This is a genomic window from Xanthomonas sp. BRIP62415 (genome assembly GCF_003993515.1).
GTDB lineage: Bacteria > Pseudomonadota > Gammaproteobacteria > Xanthomonadales > Xanthomonadaceae > Xanthomonas > Xanthomonas euroxanthea.
In genome coordinates this window covers 52,476-70,460 of the sequence record NZ_QEZH01000026.1, presented here as the reverse complement: position 1 = coordinate 70,460, position 17,985 = coordinate 52,476, and the positions used below count along the sequence as shown (strand labels likewise).

12 protein-coding genes and 1 pseudogene are annotated in these 17,985 nt (G+C 65.1%); 8 read left to right on the top strand and 5 right to left on the bottom strand.

Annotated elements, in window-relative coordinates; genetic code table 11:
• Window positions 1–623: 623 nt before the first annotated feature.
• A complete protein-coding gene (locus EO141_RS12615) occupies window positions 624–1,661 on the bottom strand; it encodes a DUF1176 domain-containing protein (protein WP_126943058.1) in 1,038 nt (345 codons plus the stop codon).
• Between the two features lie 100 nt (window positions 1,662–1,761).
• Window positions 1,762–2,976, bottom strand: coding sequence for an acyltransferase family protein (locus tag EO141_RS12610; RefSeq protein ID WP_127169362.1), 1,215 nt, complete (start codon window positions 2,974–2,976; stop codon window positions 1,762–1,764).
• A gap of 152 nt (window positions 2,977–3,128) precedes the next feature.
• On the opposite strand from EO141_RS12610, the gene EO141_RS12605 reads away from it, so the two are divergent.
• The 5 genes from EO141_RS12605 (at window position 3,129) to EO141_RS12585 (ending at window position 10,571) form a co-directional block, all read left to right on the top strand.
• Window positions 3,129–4,049, top strand: coding sequence for a LytTR family DNA-binding domain-containing protein (locus EO141_RS12605; RefSeq protein WP_104585245.1), 921 nt, complete (start codon window positions 3,129–3,131; stop codon window positions 4,047–4,049).
• Between the two features lie 234 nt (window positions 4,050–4,283).
• A protein-coding gene (gene prfB, locus EO141_RS12600) for a peptide chain release factor 2 (protein ID WP_127169361.1) occupies window positions 4,284–5,409 on the top strand; the annotation gives its coding sequence in 2 pieces (ribosomal slippage) (window positions 4,284–4,358 and window positions 4,360–5,409; 1,125 coding nt in all).
• A gap of 185 nt (window positions 5,410–5,594) precedes the next feature.
• Window positions 5,595–7,112, top strand: coding sequence for a lysine--tRNA ligase (lysS, locus tag EO141_RS12595; protein WP_104585249.1), 1,518 nt, complete (start codon window positions 5,595–5,597; stop codon window positions 7,110–7,112).
• Window positions 7,113–7,252: 140 nt separating this feature from the next.
• A complete protein-coding gene (locus EO141_RS12590) occupies window positions 7,253–8,389 on the top strand; it encodes a two-component system response regulator (protein ID WP_026064477.1) in 1,137 nt (378 codons plus the stop codon).
• Window positions 8,390–8,393: 4 nt separating this feature from the next.
• Complete coding sequence (locus tag EO141_RS12585) at window positions 8,394–10,571, top strand: ATP-binding protein (RefSeq protein ID WP_126942711.1); 2,178 nt, start codon at window positions 8,394–8,396, stop codon at window positions 10,569–10,571.
• A 53-nt stretch (window positions 10,572–10,624) separates the two neighbouring features.
• Here EO141_RS12585 and EO141_RS12580 read toward each other — a convergent pair whose 3' ends face one another.
• The gene (locus tag EO141_RS12580; protein ID WP_016903176.1) at window positions 10,625–11,494 is read right to left on the bottom strand and encodes a crotonase/enoyl-CoA hydratase family protein; all 870 of its coding nucleotides are present in this window, start codon (window positions 11,492–11,494) and stop codon (window positions 10,625–10,627) included.
• A 474-nt stretch (window positions 11,495–11,968) separates the two neighbouring features.
• Entirely contained in the window at window positions 11,969–13,651 is a 1,683-nt protein-coding gene (locus tag EO141_RS12575; RefSeq protein WP_026064479.1) for a long-chain fatty acid--CoA ligase, read from the bottom strand.
• Between the two features lie 97 nt (window positions 13,652–13,748).
• On the opposite strand from EO141_RS12575, the pseudogene EO141_RS12570 reads away from it, so the two are divergent.
• A pseudogene (locus EO141_RS12570) lies at window positions 13,749–14,197 on the top strand (nuclear transport factor 2 family protein).
• Window positions 14,198–14,405: 208 nt separating this feature from the next.
• Here the strand turns inward: EO141_RS12570 and acnA are convergent.
• A complete protein-coding gene (acnA, locus tag EO141_RS12565; RefSeq protein WP_127169360.1) occupies window positions 14,406–17,174 on the bottom strand; it encodes an aconitate hydratase AcnA in 2,769 nt (922 codons plus the stop codon).
• A 151-nt stretch (window positions 17,175–17,325) separates the two neighbouring features.
• On the opposite strand from acnA, the gene EO141_RS12560 reads away from it, so the two are divergent.
• Together EO141_RS12560 and EO141_RS12555 are read left to right on the top strand one after the other, a co-directional pair.
• Entirely contained in the window at window positions 17,326–17,574 is a 249-nt protein-coding gene (locus tag EO141_RS12560) for an AbrB/MazE/SpoVT family DNA-binding domain-containing protein (RefSeq protein ID WP_016903180.1), read from the top strand.
• Window positions 17,571–17,981 (top strand): type II toxin-antitoxin system VapC family toxin, encoded by a 411-nt coding sequence (locus EO141_RS12555; RefSeq protein WP_016903181.1) that lies wholly within the window; start codon window positions 17,571–17,573, stop codon window positions 17,979–17,981. Before EO141_RS12560 ends, EO141_RS12555 begins: the two co-directional genes overlap by 4 nt.
• The last annotated feature ends 4 nt before the right edge of the window (window positions 17,982–17,985 follow it).

Below are 17,985 nucleotides of genomic sequence, written 5' to 3'. Positions count from 1 at the left end.
GCGGCAGCGCGGCCGGGGATCGGCTCCTCGGCTCGGTCAGACATCCTGTCTGACTCGCCGCCGCGGCACATCCTGAGTGCCGCTCTCCGCCAATCCCCGGCCACGCTGCCGCCTCGGCATGTCGTTTCCGCGACCTGGTCAAGGCAGGCCGCTTCTCCATCTTGTTTTCAAGCTTTGCGATGACGACGCTGCGGGTGTTTTCTTGAAGGCCCTGTGTTGTTCGGCGTGTGCCGGGGAGCCGATCGGACGCGCCGTGATCCAAGCCACACGCGTCGTGCTCCGCCTGCAACCACGCACACCGACCATCTGCCAGGTCCTTGCCTGCCCACCGTCGCGGGACCTCGAGCGGCATGGATGCCGAGCCAGAGCCTGCAGGGACGTACTTGCGGCGTGTCCTGCGATGGTGGGCGGGCAAGGGCCCTGCAGCCAGGCTGCAGCTCAGCCGCTCTGCATGTGCTCTGCACTGAGCTTCGCACCACAGGCGGCATTTATGCGGGAGTACATGCTCTAAGAGCCGCATGCCTGACGGCCGCAAAGCAACCTGGTCGGCAGTTCGAAGCGTCCTGCAAGACCGTGCAAGCGCACATTGGCGCTCGCACTCGCTCGCACTGTCCTCGCCCCGATCAGGGCGCCTTCTTGACTTCGGTCACCAAGGTCGGCAATTCCCACGCGCCGCCAGCGGCGACCAATCTGCACAGGCCGGAGGTGGATTCGGAGGTCGGCACGAAACGGCGGCCGTCCCAGGTCCAGCTGGCCTCGCTGTAGCAATCGCCCAGGCCACGGCCCTTCTGCGATTCAAGGATGGTGGAGCCGTCGATATCGCTGGCGTGCGTGGTCACCAACGTCGGCGCGAACGGCGCGCGTGCATTGATCACCCAGAAACCGGTGCCGACGTTGTAGGCGCCCATCCAGCAGTCGGTCGACACCAGCAGTTTGTCGCTGCTGAGCCGGGTGATCGACAGCGGCTCGGCCGTATCGTCGGCCTGCAGTCCCTTGCATTCCTCATCGGCCGGCAAGCTGGCACGCAGTGCTTGATAGAGCGCCGGCAGTGTGCCCAGGCGCGCATCGGCCGCTTGTGGGGCTGCGAGTTTGACCGCGCGCACCTGCGGTGCCGGCACGGCCGGCAGCACCGTGGCTTCGTCGCGATCGCCCTTGCGCACCAGTGCGCCGCGTGTGCCCAGCCGGCCCTGGAACTCGTCCATCTTCAGCAACACCGCCGCCGCCCCGCGATCGGACAGCTGCCAGCGGCGGCCATCGTTGCCCACCGCCACGATCTTGCTGCTGCGCGTCAGTGCGGCCAGCAGTGCGGTCACCTGCGCGCTGGTCAGCGGCGCGGTGCCGCTGTCGCGATTCAATGCCAGCTTGCCCAGGTCGCGCTGGTCGATGCGCAAGCTGAGCGAGGCCGGCATCTTGACCTCGTCGTACTGGCCCAGCATCAACTCGGCGGTGACCGCTTGTCCGGCACCGGCCTTGCGCGTCAGCAGCACCGACACCGGCGTGCTGCCGTCGTCATCCGGCTGATAGCCGGCAGCGCGGCAGGTGCGGGTGTTGTCGCAGGCGATGGTCCAGTCCTGGTGGTCGAAGGCGATGCCGACCGGCGCATCGGCAAGGGCGGCGACAGGCGCGAGCAACAAGGTGGCGGCAAGCAGGGTAGGGCGCATGGTGTCTTCGAAAGAGCGTGTCCGGCGCGCATCTTGCGTTGCTGCCGACGGGCCGTCCAGTGCGTGGCAGGCGAAACAGCGCCACCCCTGCGCCTGGTGTTCATGAGGTCATCGGCATGACGTCGGCCTTCCTCGCCGAACGCGGCGTGCGTGCGCGCAATCCGAACAAGGGACGCAACCAGCGCACCCGGCGGATCGCAAACTCATGCAACGCCAGGCAGCCGATCACGGTGGCGGCGATCACCAGCGTCGGCTCCAGCCAGGCATTCAGATGCAGGGGCATCAGACAGTACAGCGTCACGATGATCAGGCTCTGGTGCAGGATGTACCACGGGAACACCGCCTCCGTGCAGTACGGCAGCCAGCGGAACGGGCGGTTCAATCGGTGCCTGGCCCAGCCAAGAATCGTCAGCAGCGCCAGCCAGGTGTAGGCGGCACGTGCGCTGTGCTCGATCGCCTCCCACGGCAGCGTGGCCAGCGCTGCACCCGGTTGCGCAGTCTGCCAATGGATGCTGGCATAGCGAATGGCCAGTTCGGTGCCGATTGCCGTAAGCGCGGTGCCTAGCGTGAGCCAGCGCAGCTGCACGGCCCACTGCCAGAAGCGCTCGCTGCGCGCCAGCAGGTATCCCAGGACGAACAACGGGAACGACTCGGCGTGCACGAACCAGTCGCCAAACAGCGCGTGGGTGGGCGGATGGCGCGGCATCACCCACAGCACGCAGAACGCTTCCCACAGGATCGGCAACAGCAGCAGTGCCGGCACCGCCAGCGCAGCGGGCAGGCCCGGTAACGCGGTCAGCCGCAGCGGGCGTGTCAGCGACACCAGCGCCATCAATGCGACGGTATAGGGCAGCAGATAGGCCAGATACCACAGATGGTTCCAGGTGATGCCATGCTGCCAGCCATCGAAACTGCCGGCCGGCCACGGCCGCACCTGCCAGTAGCGCAACAGGAAGTTGCCCAAGCCCGGGCTGACCTTGCCGTTGCCCACGCCCTGGCAATAGGCCTGCACCGCGACCACCACGAACATGCCGAACAACAACGGTGGCAGCAATCGCCCGCAGCGCCGCAAGGCAAAGCGCCAGGGCGTGGCCTGCGGCCGCGACAGCCCGATGGCGATGCCGGAGATCATGAACAGCAAGGGCATCCGCCAGCGGTTGAGCACGATCATCGGCCATTGCAGCCACTGCGCGGTGTGCACGCTCTTGAGGTGGAACTCCCAGTCGGCCACGTAGGCCATGCCCGCGTGGTACAGGACCAGCAGTGCGAAGGCGAAGACGCGCAAGGCGTCGATATCGTGGCGGCGCTCGGTCATGGTCGTGTCGGTAGGAGACGTGCCCGCATCCTCGGCAACGCCGGCCCCAGGCAGCTGCGCCAAGGGTGGCAATGCCGTCCTGGAGTGACCAGTTGCGGTCCTGCAGGGACGAACCGGGGGCGGCAAGCTGGCGGTTTGCATAGAATGCGCGGATGAATTCACCTGTGTCCGGGGCGATCGAACGCGAGACCGACAGCGCTGCCAATGCGGGCAGGCGGTGGGTAGCGTTGATCTGGCTGCTGGTTTTCTATGGCAGCGCGCTGGGCAACACCGCCAGCACATGGTTGGCGGCACGGCGCGACGGCCAGCCGCTGCTGCTGTGGCAGGTGCTGACCTGGGAGTTGAGCAGCGCGACCGTCTCACTGCTGCTCTTGCCGCCGCTGATCTGGCTCTGCACGCGTTGGCCATTGCATGCCGATGTCTGGCGGCGGCGCGTTCCTGTCTATATTGCGGCCGCACTTGCCTGGTGGCTGCTGCACGTGAGCGGCATGGTGCTGCTGCGCAAGCTGGTCTATCTGGCGGTCGGTGCGCACTACGATTTCGGCGCCTTGCGGTTGCAGTGGATGTACGAACTGTCCAAGGATCTGCGCACCTTTGCCCTGCTGGTGGCGCTACGCCACACGCTGGCCTGGTATGGCCGGCGTCGGCAGGGCGAGGCGCATCTGCTGGCCGCGCCGGACGAAGGCCCGCCGGTCGAGCCACTGGACCGTCCGGAACGCTTTCTGGTGCGTAAGCTGGGGCGCGACTTCCTGGTCGCCACCGCCGACATCGAGTGGATCCAGGCGTCGGGCAACTACGTCAACCTGCATGTACGCGGCCACGATTACCCGCTGCGCAGCACGATGGCCGCGATCGAGGCCAGGCTCGACCCGGCCGTGTTCGTGCGCATCCATCGCAGCTATCTGGTGAAGCTGGCACGCGTGCAGGCGATCGAGCCGCTGGAATCCGGCGACGCCCGCGTACACCTGGCCGACGCCGCCGTGCTGCCGTGCAGTCGCCGTTACCTGGCTGCATTACGGGCGTTGGCAGGGCAGGCGCCCACACCGCAGCGTGTCGAGGCCGCACCGGGCTGACCGTTCCAGGCGGTCAGCCCGGCGACCGGAGCGAGCGCCAGCCTCGCAGTGGCAGATGAGCCCAGACGCTCGTCATCTGGACCGCCTGCTGGCTGCCTTGCTCCGGTCTGAGCTTGCAGTGGTCGCCATGACGTCCATGGCCGGCACGAACCTGCGGCCCGTCACGATCGCCACCGCGTTCCGCCGCCGCCGCCCGCTTGCTAAACTACCGGGCTTGTTTGCCGGAAATCCGTCATGATCGAAACCAATCCGATCCGCCAGCGCATCACCGATCTCAACGATCGCGTGCTCTCGCTCAGGGGGTATCTTTGACTACGACGTCAAGAAAGAGCGTCTAGAAGAAGTCAGCCGGGAGCTCGAGAGCCCCGACGTGTGGAACGACGCCGAGCGCGCGCAGGCCCTGGGGCGCGAGCGCTCGATGCTGGAAAAGACCGTGATCGGCATCGCCGATGTGCTGGCCGGCCTGGGCGATGCCGCCGATCTGCTGGAACTGGCCGAGAGCGAGCAGGACGAAGACACCGCGGTGGCGGTGATCGCCGATCTGGACAAGTACCAGGCCCATGTCGAAAAGCTGGAATTCCAGCGCATGTTCTCCGGGCAGATGGACGGGGCCAATGCCTTCGTCGACATCCAGGCCGGCGCCGGCGGCACCGAGGCGCAGGACTGGGCCGAAATCCTGCTGCGCATGTACCTGCGCTGGGCCGAGTCGCGCGGCTGGAAGACCGAGCTGATGGAAGTGTCCGGCGGCGAAGTGGCGGGCATCAAGTCGGCCACGATCCGCATCGAGGGCGAGTATGCCTATGGCTGGCTGAAGACCGAGATCGGCGTGCACCGGCTGGTGCGCAAGTCGCCGTTCGATTCGGACAACCGCCGGCATACCAGCTTCACCTCGGTGTTCGTGTCGCCGGAAGTGGACGACAACATCGAGATCGACATCAATCCGGCCGATCTGCGTACCGACGTGTACCGCTCCTCCGGTGCCGGTGGCCAGCACGTCAACAAGACCGAATCGGCAGTGCGTATCACGCACATCCCGACCAACACCGTGGTCGCCTGCCAGACCGGCCGCAGCCAGCACCAGAACCGCGACAACGCGATGAAGATGCTGGCCGCCAAGCTGTACGAGCTGGAAGTGCAGAAGCGCAACGTCGAACGCGACGCGCTGGAAGCCACCAAGTCCGACATCGGCTGGGGCAGCCAGATCCGCAACTACGTGCTCGACCAGAGCCGCATCAAGGATCTGCGCACCGGCATCGAACGCAGCGATACGCAGAAAGTGCTGGACGGCGATCTGGACGAATTCGTCGAGGCCAGCCTCAAGGCCGGCCTGGCGGCAGGCTCCAAACGCCTGGATGCCTGATCGCGCGGCGAGGCCGCCGCGTCCGCTGCGACATCGGCGGCGCGGTTGCAGTGCGGCACATCGCCACGCAATCCCGTTGCGCCGCGCAGTTGTCACCGAGACACCGTAAAACGCAGGAACCGGCCCGCCCGGTTCCGCATTCTCCACCGGGCATGCGCCCGACCTATCGCAGACCGATTCCCGCCATGACCGAGCAGACCCCCGCGCCGCAGATCCCCGCCGACGAGAACAGCCTCATCGCCGAGCGTCGCGCGAAACTGGGCGCGTTGCGCGGCCAGGGCATCGCCTATCCCAACGATTTCGTGCGCGAACACTTCGCCGGCGACCTGCAGGGCGAATTCGCCGATGCCGACACCTGGACTTCCGAAGCGCTGGAAGCAACCGGGCGCACGGTCCGGATGGCCGGCCGCCTGATGGCCAAGCGGGTGATGGGCAAGGCCAGCTTTGCGCAGATCCAGGACGAGTCCGGGCGCGTGCAGCTGTTCCTGCAGGGCAATGTGCTCGGCGATGCCTATACCGCGTTCAAGGGCTGGGATGTCGGCGACATCGTGGCGGTGGAGGGCGGGCTGACCCGCACCAAGACCGGCGAGCTGTCGGTCAAGGCCAGCGCGCTGCGCCTGCTGACCAAGTCGCTGCGTCCGTTGCCGGACAAGTGGCATGGCCTGTCGGACGTGGAGCAGCGCTATCGCCAGCGCTACGTCGACCTGATCGTCACCCCGGAAGCGCGCGAGGTCTTCATCAAGCGCTCCAGGATCATCCGCGCGATCCGCGCCTGGCTGGACGCGCGCCGCTTCCTGGAAGTGGAAACGCCGATGATGCATTACATCCCCGGTGGCGCCACCGCCAAGCCGTTCACCACCCACCACAACGCGCTGGACCTGGACCTGTACCTGCGCGTGGCGCCGGAGCTGTACCTCAAGCGGCTGGTGGTCGGTGGCCTGGAGCGCGTCTACGAGATCAACCGCAACTTCCGCAACGAGGGCGTGTCGACCCGGCACAACCCCGAGTTCACCATGCTCGAGCTCTACGAGGCCTATGCCACGTACCACCAGATCATGGACCTGACCGAACAGGTGATCCGCGACACCGCGCAGTCGGTGCTGGGTACCACCCAGGTGAACTGGGACGGCGCCGCCATCGATCTGGCGCCGGCTTTCCGGCGCTGGCGCATGGATGAGGCCGTTCGTCACCACAATCCTCAGATCAGCGCGGCCGATTGCACTGATCGCGACGCGCTGCTGGCGCACTGCGAGCGGCTGAAGATCAAGGTCAAGCCATCCTACGGCTGGGGCAAGCTGTTGCTGGAAATCTTCGAGGCCACCGTGGAACACACGCTGGTGCAGCCGACCTTCATCACCGACCACCCGGTCGAGGTGTCGCCGCTGGCGCGCTCCAGCGACACCGAGCCGGGGTATACCGACCGCTTCGAGCTGTTCATCAACGGCAAGGAGCTGGCCAACGGCTTCTCCGAGCTCAATGACCCGGAAGACCAGGCCGCGCGGTTCCAGGCGCAGGTGCAGGCCAAGGACGGTGGCGACGACGAAGCGATGCATTACGACGCCGACTACATCCGTGCGTTGGAGTACGGCATGGCGCCGACCGGCGGCCTGGGTATCGGCATCGACCGCCTGGTGATGCTGCTGACCGGCAGCACCTCGATCCGCGATGTGCTGCTGTTCCCATATATGCGTCCGGAAGCCTGATCTTTTTTGTGCCGTCGGCGTGCCGACGGCACAGATACTGCATATGCTAGAGCGGAGCCCCGAATGGCGTATCGTCGGGGGAGTCGGCCCGGCGGCCGGCGTCATCGCTTTTCCGTTCTCAGGAAAGAGGAGCAACGGCTATGCAGGATGTTTTGGGTAATCTTGCCGGCGTGTCGTCGGCGGATACATCGGGAAGCTGGTCGGAAAAGGCGGATCTGGGATTGAACATCGTCATTGTCGATGACCAGATGTCTGCGCGGACGATGCTGCGCCACGTCATCGAGGACATCGCACCGGAATTGAAGGTCTACGATTTCGGTGATCCGCTCGACGCGTTGGCGTGGTGCGAGGCCGGACGGGTGGATCTGTTGCTGCTCGACTATCGCATGCCGGGCATGGATGGCCTGGAGTTCGCCCGGCGTCTGCGCCGGCTGCCCAGCCATCGCGATATCCCGATCATCCTGATCACCATCGTCGGCGACGAGCCGATCCGCCAGGCCGCGCTGGAGGCGGGCGTGATCGACTTCCTGGTCAAGCCGATCCGTCCGCGCGAACTGCGCGCACGCTGCGCCAATTTGCTGCAGCTGCGTCAGCAGAGCGAAAGCGTCAAGCAACGCGCGCTGTCGCTGGAGCAGCGTCTGCTGGCCAGCATGAACGAGGTCGAAGAGCGCGAACGCGAGACGTTGTCGCGGCTGGCGCGCGCCATCGAGTACCGCGACTCGGGCACCAGCGCCTTCCTGGAGCGCATGTCGCACGTGGCCGGCCTGATCGCCGAGCAGCTCGGGTTGTCCGAGGAAGAAGTGCGCATCATCGAGATGGCCGCACCGCTGCACGACATGGGCAAGATCGCCATTCCCGACGCGGTGTTGCTCAAGCCGGGCAAGCTCACCGACGACGAGATGAGCATCATGAAGCGGCATCCGCGCATCGGCTACGAGCTGCTCAGCGGCAGCCAGAACCGTTTCATCCAGGTCGGCGCCTTGATCGCGTTGCGTCACCACGAGCGTTACGACGGCACCGGTTACCCGGATGGGCTGGTTGGCGAAGCGATCCCGCTGGAAGCGCGCATCGTGGCGGTGGCCGACGTCTTCGACGCGCTGCTGTCGCCGCGCCCGTACAAGGAGGCATGGACCATGGACGCCGCGCTGGCCTATCTGTATGCACAACGCGGTCGCCTGTTCGACCCGCGCTGCGTGGATGCGCTGCTGCGCGGTCGCGCGCAGCTGGACCAGATCTGCGGCGAATTCTCGACCGCATCGGCACGACCCGGGGTGTGAGGCAATGAATCCGTTCGGAAGGATCCGGCAGCGGTTGATGCATCGACCCGACAGCGAACATGGTCAGGCGATCGTCCGCATCGTGCTGATCAGCCTGATTCTGGCGTATGTCCTGCTGCCGGGTGTCCGGCACAGCCTGCCGCCGCACCAGCACACCGGCGTTCTGGTCATTGTGCTGACGGGCCTGAGTCTCGGACTTGCGTTGTTCGGGTGGCTGCTGTGGCGGCCCGGGCGCTCGGATGCGCGTCGCATCCTGGGCATGTTGGCCGATTACGGCTTGATGGCGGCCGGCATGATCCAGATGGGCGAGCCGCTAGCCTGGGTCTATGTCGTGGTGATGTGGGTCACCGTCGGCAACGGCCTGCGCTACGGCAACCGCTATCTGTACCTTGCGGTGGGAATGGCGGTGGTGAGCTTTTCCACGACGCTGTGGATGACCGACTACTGGCAACGCAACCAGCGGCTCGGTATCGGGCTTGCCGTTGGTCTGGCCGCCGTTCCGTTGTATTTCTCCAGTCTTCTGCGGCAGTTGACCCGCGCCACCGCCGAGGCGCGCCGTGCCAGTGAGGCCAAGAGCCGCTTCCTGGCCAACATGAGTCACGAGTTTCGGACACCGCTCAATGGCCTGTCCGGCATGACCGAGGTATTGGCAACGACGCGTCTGGATAGCGAGCAGCGCGAATGCCTGAAGACCATTCAGGCATCGACACGCAGCCTGCTGGCGCTGGTAGAGGAGGTGCTGGACATCTCGGCCATCGAAGCCGGCAAGCTGCGGATCAACACGTCCGACTTTGCATTGCAGGACATCCTGCAGGCAATCGGTCTGATCCTGGAGCCACAGGCCAGGGCCAAGGGGCTGCATTACCAGACAGCCGTGGCTGCAGACGTGCCTTCGCGTGTGCACGGGGACGCGGGACATCTGCGGCAAATCCTGCTCAACCTGGTCGGCAACGCGGTCAAGTTCACCGACCACGGCAGTGTCCAGTTGAAGGTGGCGGCCACCGAGGCCAGCGGCCGTGGCGGTTTGCTGCTCCGTTTTGAGGTGCTCGATACCGGCATCGGTGTGCCGGTCGATATGCGTCCGCGTTTGTTCGAGGCGTTCGAACAGGCAGATACCGGACTGGCGCGCCGGTTCGAAGGCAGCGGCCTGGGAACCACGATCGCCAGGGGGCTGGTCCAGTCGATGGGGGGCGCGATCGGGTTCGAGGAAAATCCCGCGGGCGGCAGCTTGTTCTGGTTTGAACTGCCGTTTGGCCTGGCGGCCGCCAAGCCCGTAGCGACGCCATCGCCTGTGCTGCATGAGGCGGAGTCCACGATACCGGGCAACGTGATTGCGTTTGCCGATCCGTTTCTACGTCACCGTGCCCGCGTGCGCAGCATGCATATCCTGGTGGCGGACGATCATCTGGCAAATCGCCTGGTTCTGCAGCGGTTGCTGCAGAAAGCAGGCCATCGTGTGACCTGCGTTGACGGCGGCGAGGCCGTACTGGACGCATTGGCCGAGGCAGACTTCGACGCGGCCATCGTCGACTTGCACATGCCCGGTGTCAGCGGTCTGGACATGTTGAAGCAGCTCAGGGTGATGCAGGCGGGCGGTATGCCGGGCACCCCGGTCGTGGTGTTGAGCGCCGATGTCACGCCCGAGTCGATTCGCAGCTGCGAGCAGGCGGGCGCCTATGCCTTCCTGGCCAAGCCGGTGGCGGCGATCAAGTTGCTGGATACGCTGGCCGACATCGCCGTCAACCAGAAACTGCGTCAGGCCGATCCTGCCACCGCTACCCGCAGCCCGGCGCCGAGTGGCGCCGTCCTCGACCCTGCCGTGCTCGACGAGCTGGCGGAACTGGGGATGGGGAATGAGTTCGAACGCGAGTTCATTCAACAATGTCTCAGCGATGCTGCGGCTTGCGTTGTCCAGCTCGGCAAGGCGGCGGCGGACCAGGACTGGGCACGTCTGCGCGAGCATGCTCATGCGGTCAAGGGCGTTTCCAGCAATCTCGGGCTGGTGGCGCTGGCCGAACAGGGAGGTGAGTTGATGCGCCTGCCCGAAGCGCAGCTGCGCGCAGAATGGAGCCAGAGGCTGGAGCAGCTGAAGACGGGGTTGACACTCGGGCGCGAGGCGCTTGCTCAACGCGCACAGAACAAGTCCGACGGCGGAGTCAGCGGGAATGGCGACCGCGGCTAAGTGAAGCCCGGCGATAGGCCGGGCCTGATTCCCCCAGTACTGGATCCACCAAATCAGGCGGCACTTGCGCCAGCGCGGCGATTCTGTGCCTTGACCAAACGGTCCATCGTGCGCAGTGATTTCTCGCTCAGTGCCAGGGCAGTGTCGACCCAGACCTCGGTAATGCGCAGCAATTCGTCGTAAGGCACCGCCTGCGCGAGGTTGCGTGCGGCGTTCATTGCCAGATAGGCATGGGAGATGCGCTTTTGCTGGCGAATCAGCGTTTCGGTGGCAACGACTCCCTGGCCCTTCGGTACGAGTACGTCCACGATTCCCATCGCATGCATTTCCTCGCTGCTGTAGATGCGTCCGTCGAGAATGATTTTTTCTGCCAGTTGGGGCGACACGCGACGGCACAGGAACGAATACGCGCCCATGCCCGGAAACAGACCGAACAAGACCTCGGGCAGTCCCATCCCGATGCCTTCTTCGGCCACGATGGTGTGGCAGGCCAGGGCCATCTCCAATCCACCTCCCAATGCATCGCCTTGCAGCAGCGCAATGCTGCGCACGTCCCCGCCAAAGCCGACATGCAGGTGATGGACGCCTTCCACGCAGCGGGTGGCATAGCGCATCAACTGCTCGCGGTTTTGGTCGCGGATCAGGCGTGCAAACAGGTCCAGATCGCCGCCGAGATTGAAGGCGGTGGAGTCGGATGCAAGCACGAAGTGGCGTAGTTCACCACTGCGACGCTCGTGCGGGGCGCGGGTGATGGATCCCATGACATCCCATATGTCGTCCAGCAATTCGGGACTGCAGCAGGGACGGATGCCAAAACGCGCATTGGCATGCATGAACAACCAGTGGGTGCCATCAGCGGCCGACGCATCGACCCGAATGGTGGAGTGGGGGCGGCCGATCGAAATCTTTTCAACGGTATTCATGGGCGTGATCCTGGAAAAGCCCGCGATGGGAGAGTGGACGCCGGCGGGCGCGCGCGATCCACTCCGAATCGATGCTACACCGGCACTATCTCCATGAACGCTGAGGGCTTCCTTTCTACCCGGTGAGCCCTGTGTGCTGAATCTTTCAGCGAATGTCTGCAAACAAATGCAGTTTATTGTGGATTACCCAGTGCTGAAATTATCTGTCTGGTCATTGGCCTGTGGTTTCCTGCAGGACTCCCCTGGCCGGTGTTATCAACCGCAAAGTGCGTGCCTGCATTTGCGGGTGTCAAAAATGTGGATATAACCAGGTGCAAACCGGCCATCGTTCCGGCATGCCCGCGGTCGCATACCACTCGTCTGAGACGCGTGAGCCGTCCGAAGCGTGCAAAAGCAGACGCCCGCAAGGCCTGGAGGCAGTGCGGGCGTGGGATGGCAGCCGGGTGGCCGTCGATCTGCGGTGGCGCCGGAGAATTATCCCTTTGGCGCATCCCGCAGTTCGCGGCGCAGGATCTTGCCGACATTGGTCTTCGGCAGTTCCTTGCGGAACTCGATCACGCGCGGCTGCTTGTAGCCGGTCAGGTTGGCGCGGCAGTGCGCCTTGACCGCATCGGCGGTCAGCGCAGGGTCCTTCTTCACGATGACGGCCTTGACGATCTCGCCGGACTTCTCGTCCGGTACGCCGACGGCGGCCACTTCCAGCACCCCGGGCATTTCGGCGATCACGTCCTCGATCTCGTTCGGGTAGACGTTGAAGCCGGACACCAGGATCATGTCCTTCTTGCGGTCGACGATGTAGACGAAACCCTGCTCGTCCATCCGTGCGATATCGCCGGTGTGCAGCCAGCCGTCGGCATCCATGACCTTGGCGGTTTCTTCCGGCTTCTTCCAGTAGCCCTTCATCACCTGCGGCCCCTTGATGCACAGCTCGCCGATCTCGCCCAGCGGCAGCATCGCGCCGGCGTCGTCCTTGATGCAGGCATCGGTGGACGGAATCGGCAGGCCGATCGAGCCATTGTAGTCCTTCAGGTCCATCGGGTTGATGCAGGCGGCGGGCGAGGTTTCGGTCAGGCCGTAGGCCTCGACCAGGGTCAGGCCGGTGACCTTTTTCCAGCGTTCGGCGACCGACCGTTGCACCGCCATGCCGCCGCCAAGGGTCATCTTCAACGTGGAGAAATCCACCTGGTCGAAGCCGGGCGTATTGAGCAGGCCGTTGAACAGCGTATTGACGCCGGTGAAGGCGGTGAAGCGGGTCTTCTTCAATTCCTTGACGAAGCCGGGCATGTCGCGCGGATTGCTGATCAGGTGATTGCAGCCGCCGATCTTCATGAAGACCAGGCCGTTGGCCGTCAATGCAAAGATGTGGTACAGCGGCAGCGCGGTGATCACCACCTCGGCGCCTTCCTCCAGCTTGCCGGTGCCGGCAAGCCACTGGTGGGCCTGCTGCATGTTGGCCACCAGATTGCGGTGGGTGAGCATCGCGCCCTTGGCCACGCCGGTGGTGCCGCCGGTGTACTGCAGGAAGGCGATGTCATCGGGCTCGATCTGCAGCGTCGGCACGCTGTGCTTGCGGCCCAGCGCCAGTGCGTCGCGAAACCGGATCGCGCCCTTGATGCGGTAATCGGGCACCAGCTTCTTGACGTACTTGACGACGAAGTTGACCAGCGCCGCTTTCGGGAAGCCGAGCATGTCGCCCAGGCCGGTGGTGATCACCTGCTTGACCGGGGTGTCGGCGATGACTTGCTGCACGGTGGTGCCGAAGTTGTCGATCACCACCAGCACGCTGGCGCCGGCGTCAATCAGCTGATGCTTCAGCTCGCGCGGGGTGTAGAGCGGATTGACGTTGACCACGGTCAGGCCGGCACGCAGGATGCCGAAGGTGGCCACCGGATACTGCAGGCAGTTGGGCATCATCAGGGCGACGCGGTCGCCTTTCTTCAACTGCAATTCGCCAAGCAGATAGGCGGCGAACTGCTCGACCAGCTGATCGGCTTGCCGATAGGTGAGGGTCTTGCCGAAGCTGTGATATGCGGGGCGGTCGGCGAACCGCTTGACCGAGGTGGCGAACACCTCTGCCACGGTCCGGAACTGCTCCAGATCGATCTCGGCGGCAACGCCGGCCGGATAACTTTGCAACCAAGGACGTGCCTGATTCATCTGCCCCCCTCCAGGGTGTTCGCTACGTGACGCGGTGTGTTCCACGGCGCTACAACAGCTGGCAGCATACCGTCATGGATGGAAAAGGCGAAGCGTGATGCAGGGCAGCATTCAAGCGCGGTGGCGGGTCGGGTTGGTTGCGATTTGTATCGTGGGCCTGGTCGGTTGCACGCGTGCCGCACCGGAACAACGGCTGCGCGCAACGCTGGAGACGATGCACCAGGCGATCGAAGCGCGACATCGGCGAGGCGATGGCGCCGGTGGCCGAGGATTTTGTCGGCGACCAAGGACTGGACGCAGCCGGCCTGCGGCGATTGATGCAGCTGCAAAATGCTGGGCAATCGCCGCATCGGCGTGACCCTGGGGCCGGTGGATGTGCAACTGCACGATGACACCGCACGCGTGCGTTTCACCGCGCTGCTGACCGGCGGCAGCGGGCGCTGGCTGCCCGAGCAGGCACAGACCTACCAGGTGACCACCGGCTGGCGCTTGCAGGACGGCGACTGGCAGCTGTACCACGCGCAGTGGGAGCCGACCGGGCACTGATGCCGCGATTCTGGAGCGCGCATCGCCAGGTGGGCGCGGCGGGTATCGGATGGCAAGATATTTCCCCGCTGCGCTGCGTTTGCGTGCAGCGCCCGTCCGCTTCCGATGATTGCTCACCTGTCCGGCAATACGAGGTTCCAGTTGCCCAAAACCCCACTCCCGCCGGGCGGCGGGAGTGGGGTCATGCTCACAGGGCAGTGCGCTGCGCTCAGGCCGCCTTGCGGGCAGCCAGTTGACGCAGCACGTACTGCAGCAGGCCACCGTGCTTGAAGTACTCCACTTCCTTGGGCGTCAGCAGCAGCACCTTGACCTGGAACTGCTTGACGCTACCGTCGGACTTCTTCGCATCCACCGTGGCACGACGGCTGGCGCCGTCCTGCAGGCCGGTGATGTCCAGCACCTCCGAACCATCCAGGCCCAGGGTCTGGGCGTTTTCGTTCTCCAGGAACTGCAGCGGCAGCACGCCCATGCCGACCAAGTTGGAGCGATGGATGCGCTCGAAGCTCTCTGCGATCACTGCCTTGACGCCGAGCAGGTTGGTGCCCTTGGCCGCCCAGTCGCGCGAGGAACCGGTGCCGTATTCCTTGCCGGCCAGTACCACCAGCGGCACGCCATCGGCCTTGTACTTCACTGCCGCATCGTAGATGGCCAGTTTTTCCGGCGCCGCGCCGTCCTTGCCGTAGTACAGCGTGTTGCCGCCTTCTTCGCCGCCGAACATCAGGTTCTTGATGCGGATGTTGGCGAAGGTACCGCGCACCATCACGTCGTCGTTGCCGCGGCGGCTGCCGTAGCTGTTGAAGTCGGCCGGTTGCACGCCGCGCTCCTGCAGGAAGCGACCCGCCGGCGAATCCTTCTTGATGTTGCCGGCCGGCGAGATGTGGTCGGTGGTGATCGAGTCGCCGAACAGGCCCATGATGCGCGCGCCATGCACATCCTCGACATGGCCGACCTGCATGGTCATGCCGTCGAAGTAGGGCGGGTTCTTGATGTAGGTCGAGGCCGCGTCCCATTCGTACAGCGCACCATCCGGAGAGGCGATGGTGTTCCAGCGGCTGTCGCCCTTGAACACGTCGGCATAGTTCTGCTTGAACATCTCCGGGCCGACGGTGGCGGCGATGGTGTCGCCGATTTCCTTGTTGCTCGGCCAGATGTCGCGCAGATACACCGGCTGCCCGTCGCTGCCGGTGCCCAGCGGGTCGGTGGTGAGGTTGATGTCGGTGGTGCCGGCGATCGCATACGCCACCACCAGCGGCGGCGAGGCGAGGTAGTTCATCTTCACTTCGGGATGCACGCGGCCTTCGAAGTTGCGGTTGCCCGACAACACCGAAGACACCACCAGGTCGTCCTTGGCGATCGCCGCAGATACATCATCCGGCAACGGGCCGGAGTTGCCGATACAGGTGGTGCAGCCGTAGCCGACCACGTAGAACCCGAGCTTTTCCAGATCGGCGAGCACGCCGGCCTTGCTCAGGTAATCGGTGACCACGCGCGAGCCCGGCCCGAGCGAGGTCTTCACCCACGGCTGCGCCTTCAGCCCCTTGGCCGCCGCGTTACGCGCGAGCAGGCCGGCGCCCAGCATCACTGCCGGGTTGGAGGTGTTGGTGCAGGAGGTGATCGCGGCGATCACCACCGAGCCGTCGCGCAGCTGCCAGCCGGCGCCGCTGTTGGTGGAACTCTCGGCTTGCGCGGCCTTGGCGCCGACCGCAGTGCCGCCACCACCCTCGTTCTTCAGGCGGTCTTCCTGCTTGACGTCGGTCAGGCGCTTGCTGCGCGCGTCCACGAACGGCTTGAGGCTCTCGCGGAAGTTGGACTGCATGTCTTCCAGCAGCACGCGGTCCTGCGGGCGCTTGGGGCCGGCCAGCGACGGCTTGACCTCGCCCATGTCCAGCTCCAGCGTGGCGCTGTACTGGGCCGGCGGGGTGTTGGCGTCGTGCCACAGGCCCTGCGCCTTGGCATAGGCTTCGACCAGGGCGATCTGCTCCTCGCTGCGCCCGGACAGGCGCAGGTAGGTCAGGGATTCTTCGTCGACCGGGAAGATGCCGCAGGTGGCGCCGTATTCCGGTGCCATGTTGCCGATCGTGGCGCGATCGGCCAGCGGCAGGTGCTGCAGGCCGTCGCCGTAGAACTCGACGAACTTGCCGACCACGCCGGCCTTGCGCAGCATCTGGGTGACGGTGAGCACCAGATCGGTGGCGGTGGCGCCTTCGGGCAGCTTGCCGCTGAGCTTGAAGCCGACCACCTGCGGAATCAGCATGGACGAGGGCTGGCCCAGCATCGCGGCCTCGGCCTCGATACCGCCCACGCCCCAGCCCAGCACGCCGATGCCGTTGATCATGGTGGTGTGGCTGTCGGTGCCGAACACGGTGTCCGGGTAGGCGATCCGCGTTCCGTCCTTGTCCGCGCTCATCACCACGCGTGCCAGGTTTTCCAGGTTCACCTGGTGGACGATGCCGGTATTGGGCGGCACCACCTTGAAGTTCTCGAATGCCTTCTGGCCCCAGCGCAGAAAGCCGTAGCGCTCCTGGTTGCGCTGGAATTCGATCTTGCCGTTGAGGTCGAGCGCGTCAGCCGAGCCGAACACATCCACCTGCACCGAATGGTCGATGACCAGCTCGGAGGGAATCTGCGGGTTGATCTGATCGGCCTTGCCGCCGAGCTTGACCACGGCATCGCGCATCGCGGCCAGGTCGACCACGCACGGCACGCCGGTGAAGTCCTGCAGCACCACGCGGGCCGGCATGAAGGCGATTTCGATATCGGGCTCTGCCTTGGGGTCCCACTTGGCGACCGCTTCGATGTGGTCCTTGCCGACGGTGACGCCGCCGTCCTCGTGCCGGAGCAAGTTCTCCAGCAGGATCTTCATCGAATAGGGCAGGTGGCCGATCTCGAAGCGCTCGCCCAGCTTGGGCAGGCTGTAGTACTCGTAGCGCTGGCCGTGGACCTCGAACGAGGTGCGGGTGGAAAAGGAATCGCTCATGCATCACTCCTATGGCAGCAGGCTTTAGGTCTGTTTGGGACAGTGTGACCAATTCAGTGTGTACGTTCGGTTGCAGCACAGGGTATGTGGCCTTGAGTACGACAAGTCAAGTATGTAAAATCACTGCATACTTTCTGCCGGGGCCACCTCCATGGAAGCCACAGTTGCCGAACGCGGGCAGATCACGCTGCCCAAGGCCGTGCGCGATGCCCTGGGCCTGACCAAGGGCACCACGCTCAAGATCGAGCTCGACGGCGGGCGCATCATCCTGCGCAAGGACGTCAGCGAGGCGCTGCGCAAGGTGCGCGGCAAGTTCAAGCTGGTCGACGGGCTGACCAGTACCGATGAGGCGATGCGCGCCATCCGTGGCCGCGCCCCCGGGGATCCGTTCGACCCATGATCGCCCTGGATTCCTCGGTGCTGCTCGACATCCTGGTCGGTGATGCGGTCTACGGCGAGGTGTCGGAGATCTGCATCGGCGATGCGCTCGCGCGCGACGAGGTGGTGGTCTGCGATGCGGTGGTGGCCGAGGTGCTGGCCATGCTCGACACCCAGGTCGACCTGATGGAAACCCTGGCCTCGATCGGTGTGCGTTACGAAGCCACCCAGGAAGCGGCGGCGGTGCGCGCCGGCCATATGAACAAGCGCTTCCGCGCGCGCGGCGGCAAGCGCGAGCGGGTGGTGGCCGATTTCCTGATCGGCGCCCACGCGATGCTCCAGTGCGACGGGTTGATCACCCGCGACGAGGGCTTTTTCCGCGACTACTTCAAGGGTTTGAAGATCGTTGTCCCCAAACCCGCACGCTGATCCA

Excerpts from the sequence above, each read along its gene's own strand:
- EO141_RS12560 (WP_016903180.1), top strand. The coding sequence starts at position 17,326 with ATGGAAGCCACAGTTGCCGAACGCGGGCAGATCACGCTGCCCAAGGCC.
- EO141_RS12615 (WP_126943058.1), bottom strand. The coding sequence starts at position 1,661 with ATGCGCCCTACCCTGCTTGCCGCCACCTTGTTGCTCGCGCCTGTCGCC.
- EO141_RS12610 (WP_127169362.1), bottom strand. The coding sequence starts at position 2,976 with ATGACCGAGCGCCGCCACGATATCGACGCCTTGCGCGTCTTCGCCTTC.
- acnA (WP_127169360.1), bottom strand. The coding sequence starts at position 17,174 with ATGAGCGATTCCTTTTCCACCCGCACCTCGTTCGAGGTCCACGGCCAG.
- EO141_RS12590 (WP_026064477.1), top strand. The coding sequence starts at position 7,253 with ATGCAGGATGTTTTGGGTAATCTTGCCGGCGTGTCGTCGGCGGATACA.
- EO141_RS12580 (WP_016903176.1), bottom strand. The coding sequence starts at position 11,494 with ATGAATACCGTTGAAAAGATTTCGATCGGCCGCCCCCACTCCACCATT.
- EO141_RS12605 (WP_104585245.1), top strand. The coding sequence starts at position 3,129 with ATGAATTCACCTGTGTCCGGGGCGATCGAACGCGAGACCGACAGCGCT.
- lysS (WP_104585249.1), top strand. The coding sequence starts at position 5,595 with ATGACCGAGCAGACCCCCGCGCCGCAGATCCCCGCCGACGAGAACAGC.
- EO141_RS12585 (WP_126942711.1), top strand. The coding sequence starts at position 8,394 with ATGAATCCGTTCGGAAGGATCCGGCAGCGGTTGATGCATCGACCCGAC.
- EO141_RS12555 (WP_016903181.1), top strand. The coding sequence starts at position 17,571 with ATGATCGCCCTGGATTCCTCGGTGCTGCTCGACATCCTGGTCGGTGAT.
- EO141_RS12575 (WP_026064479.1), bottom strand. The coding sequence starts at position 13,651 with ATGAATCAGGCACGTCCTTGGTTGCAAAGTTATCCGGCCGGCGTTGCC.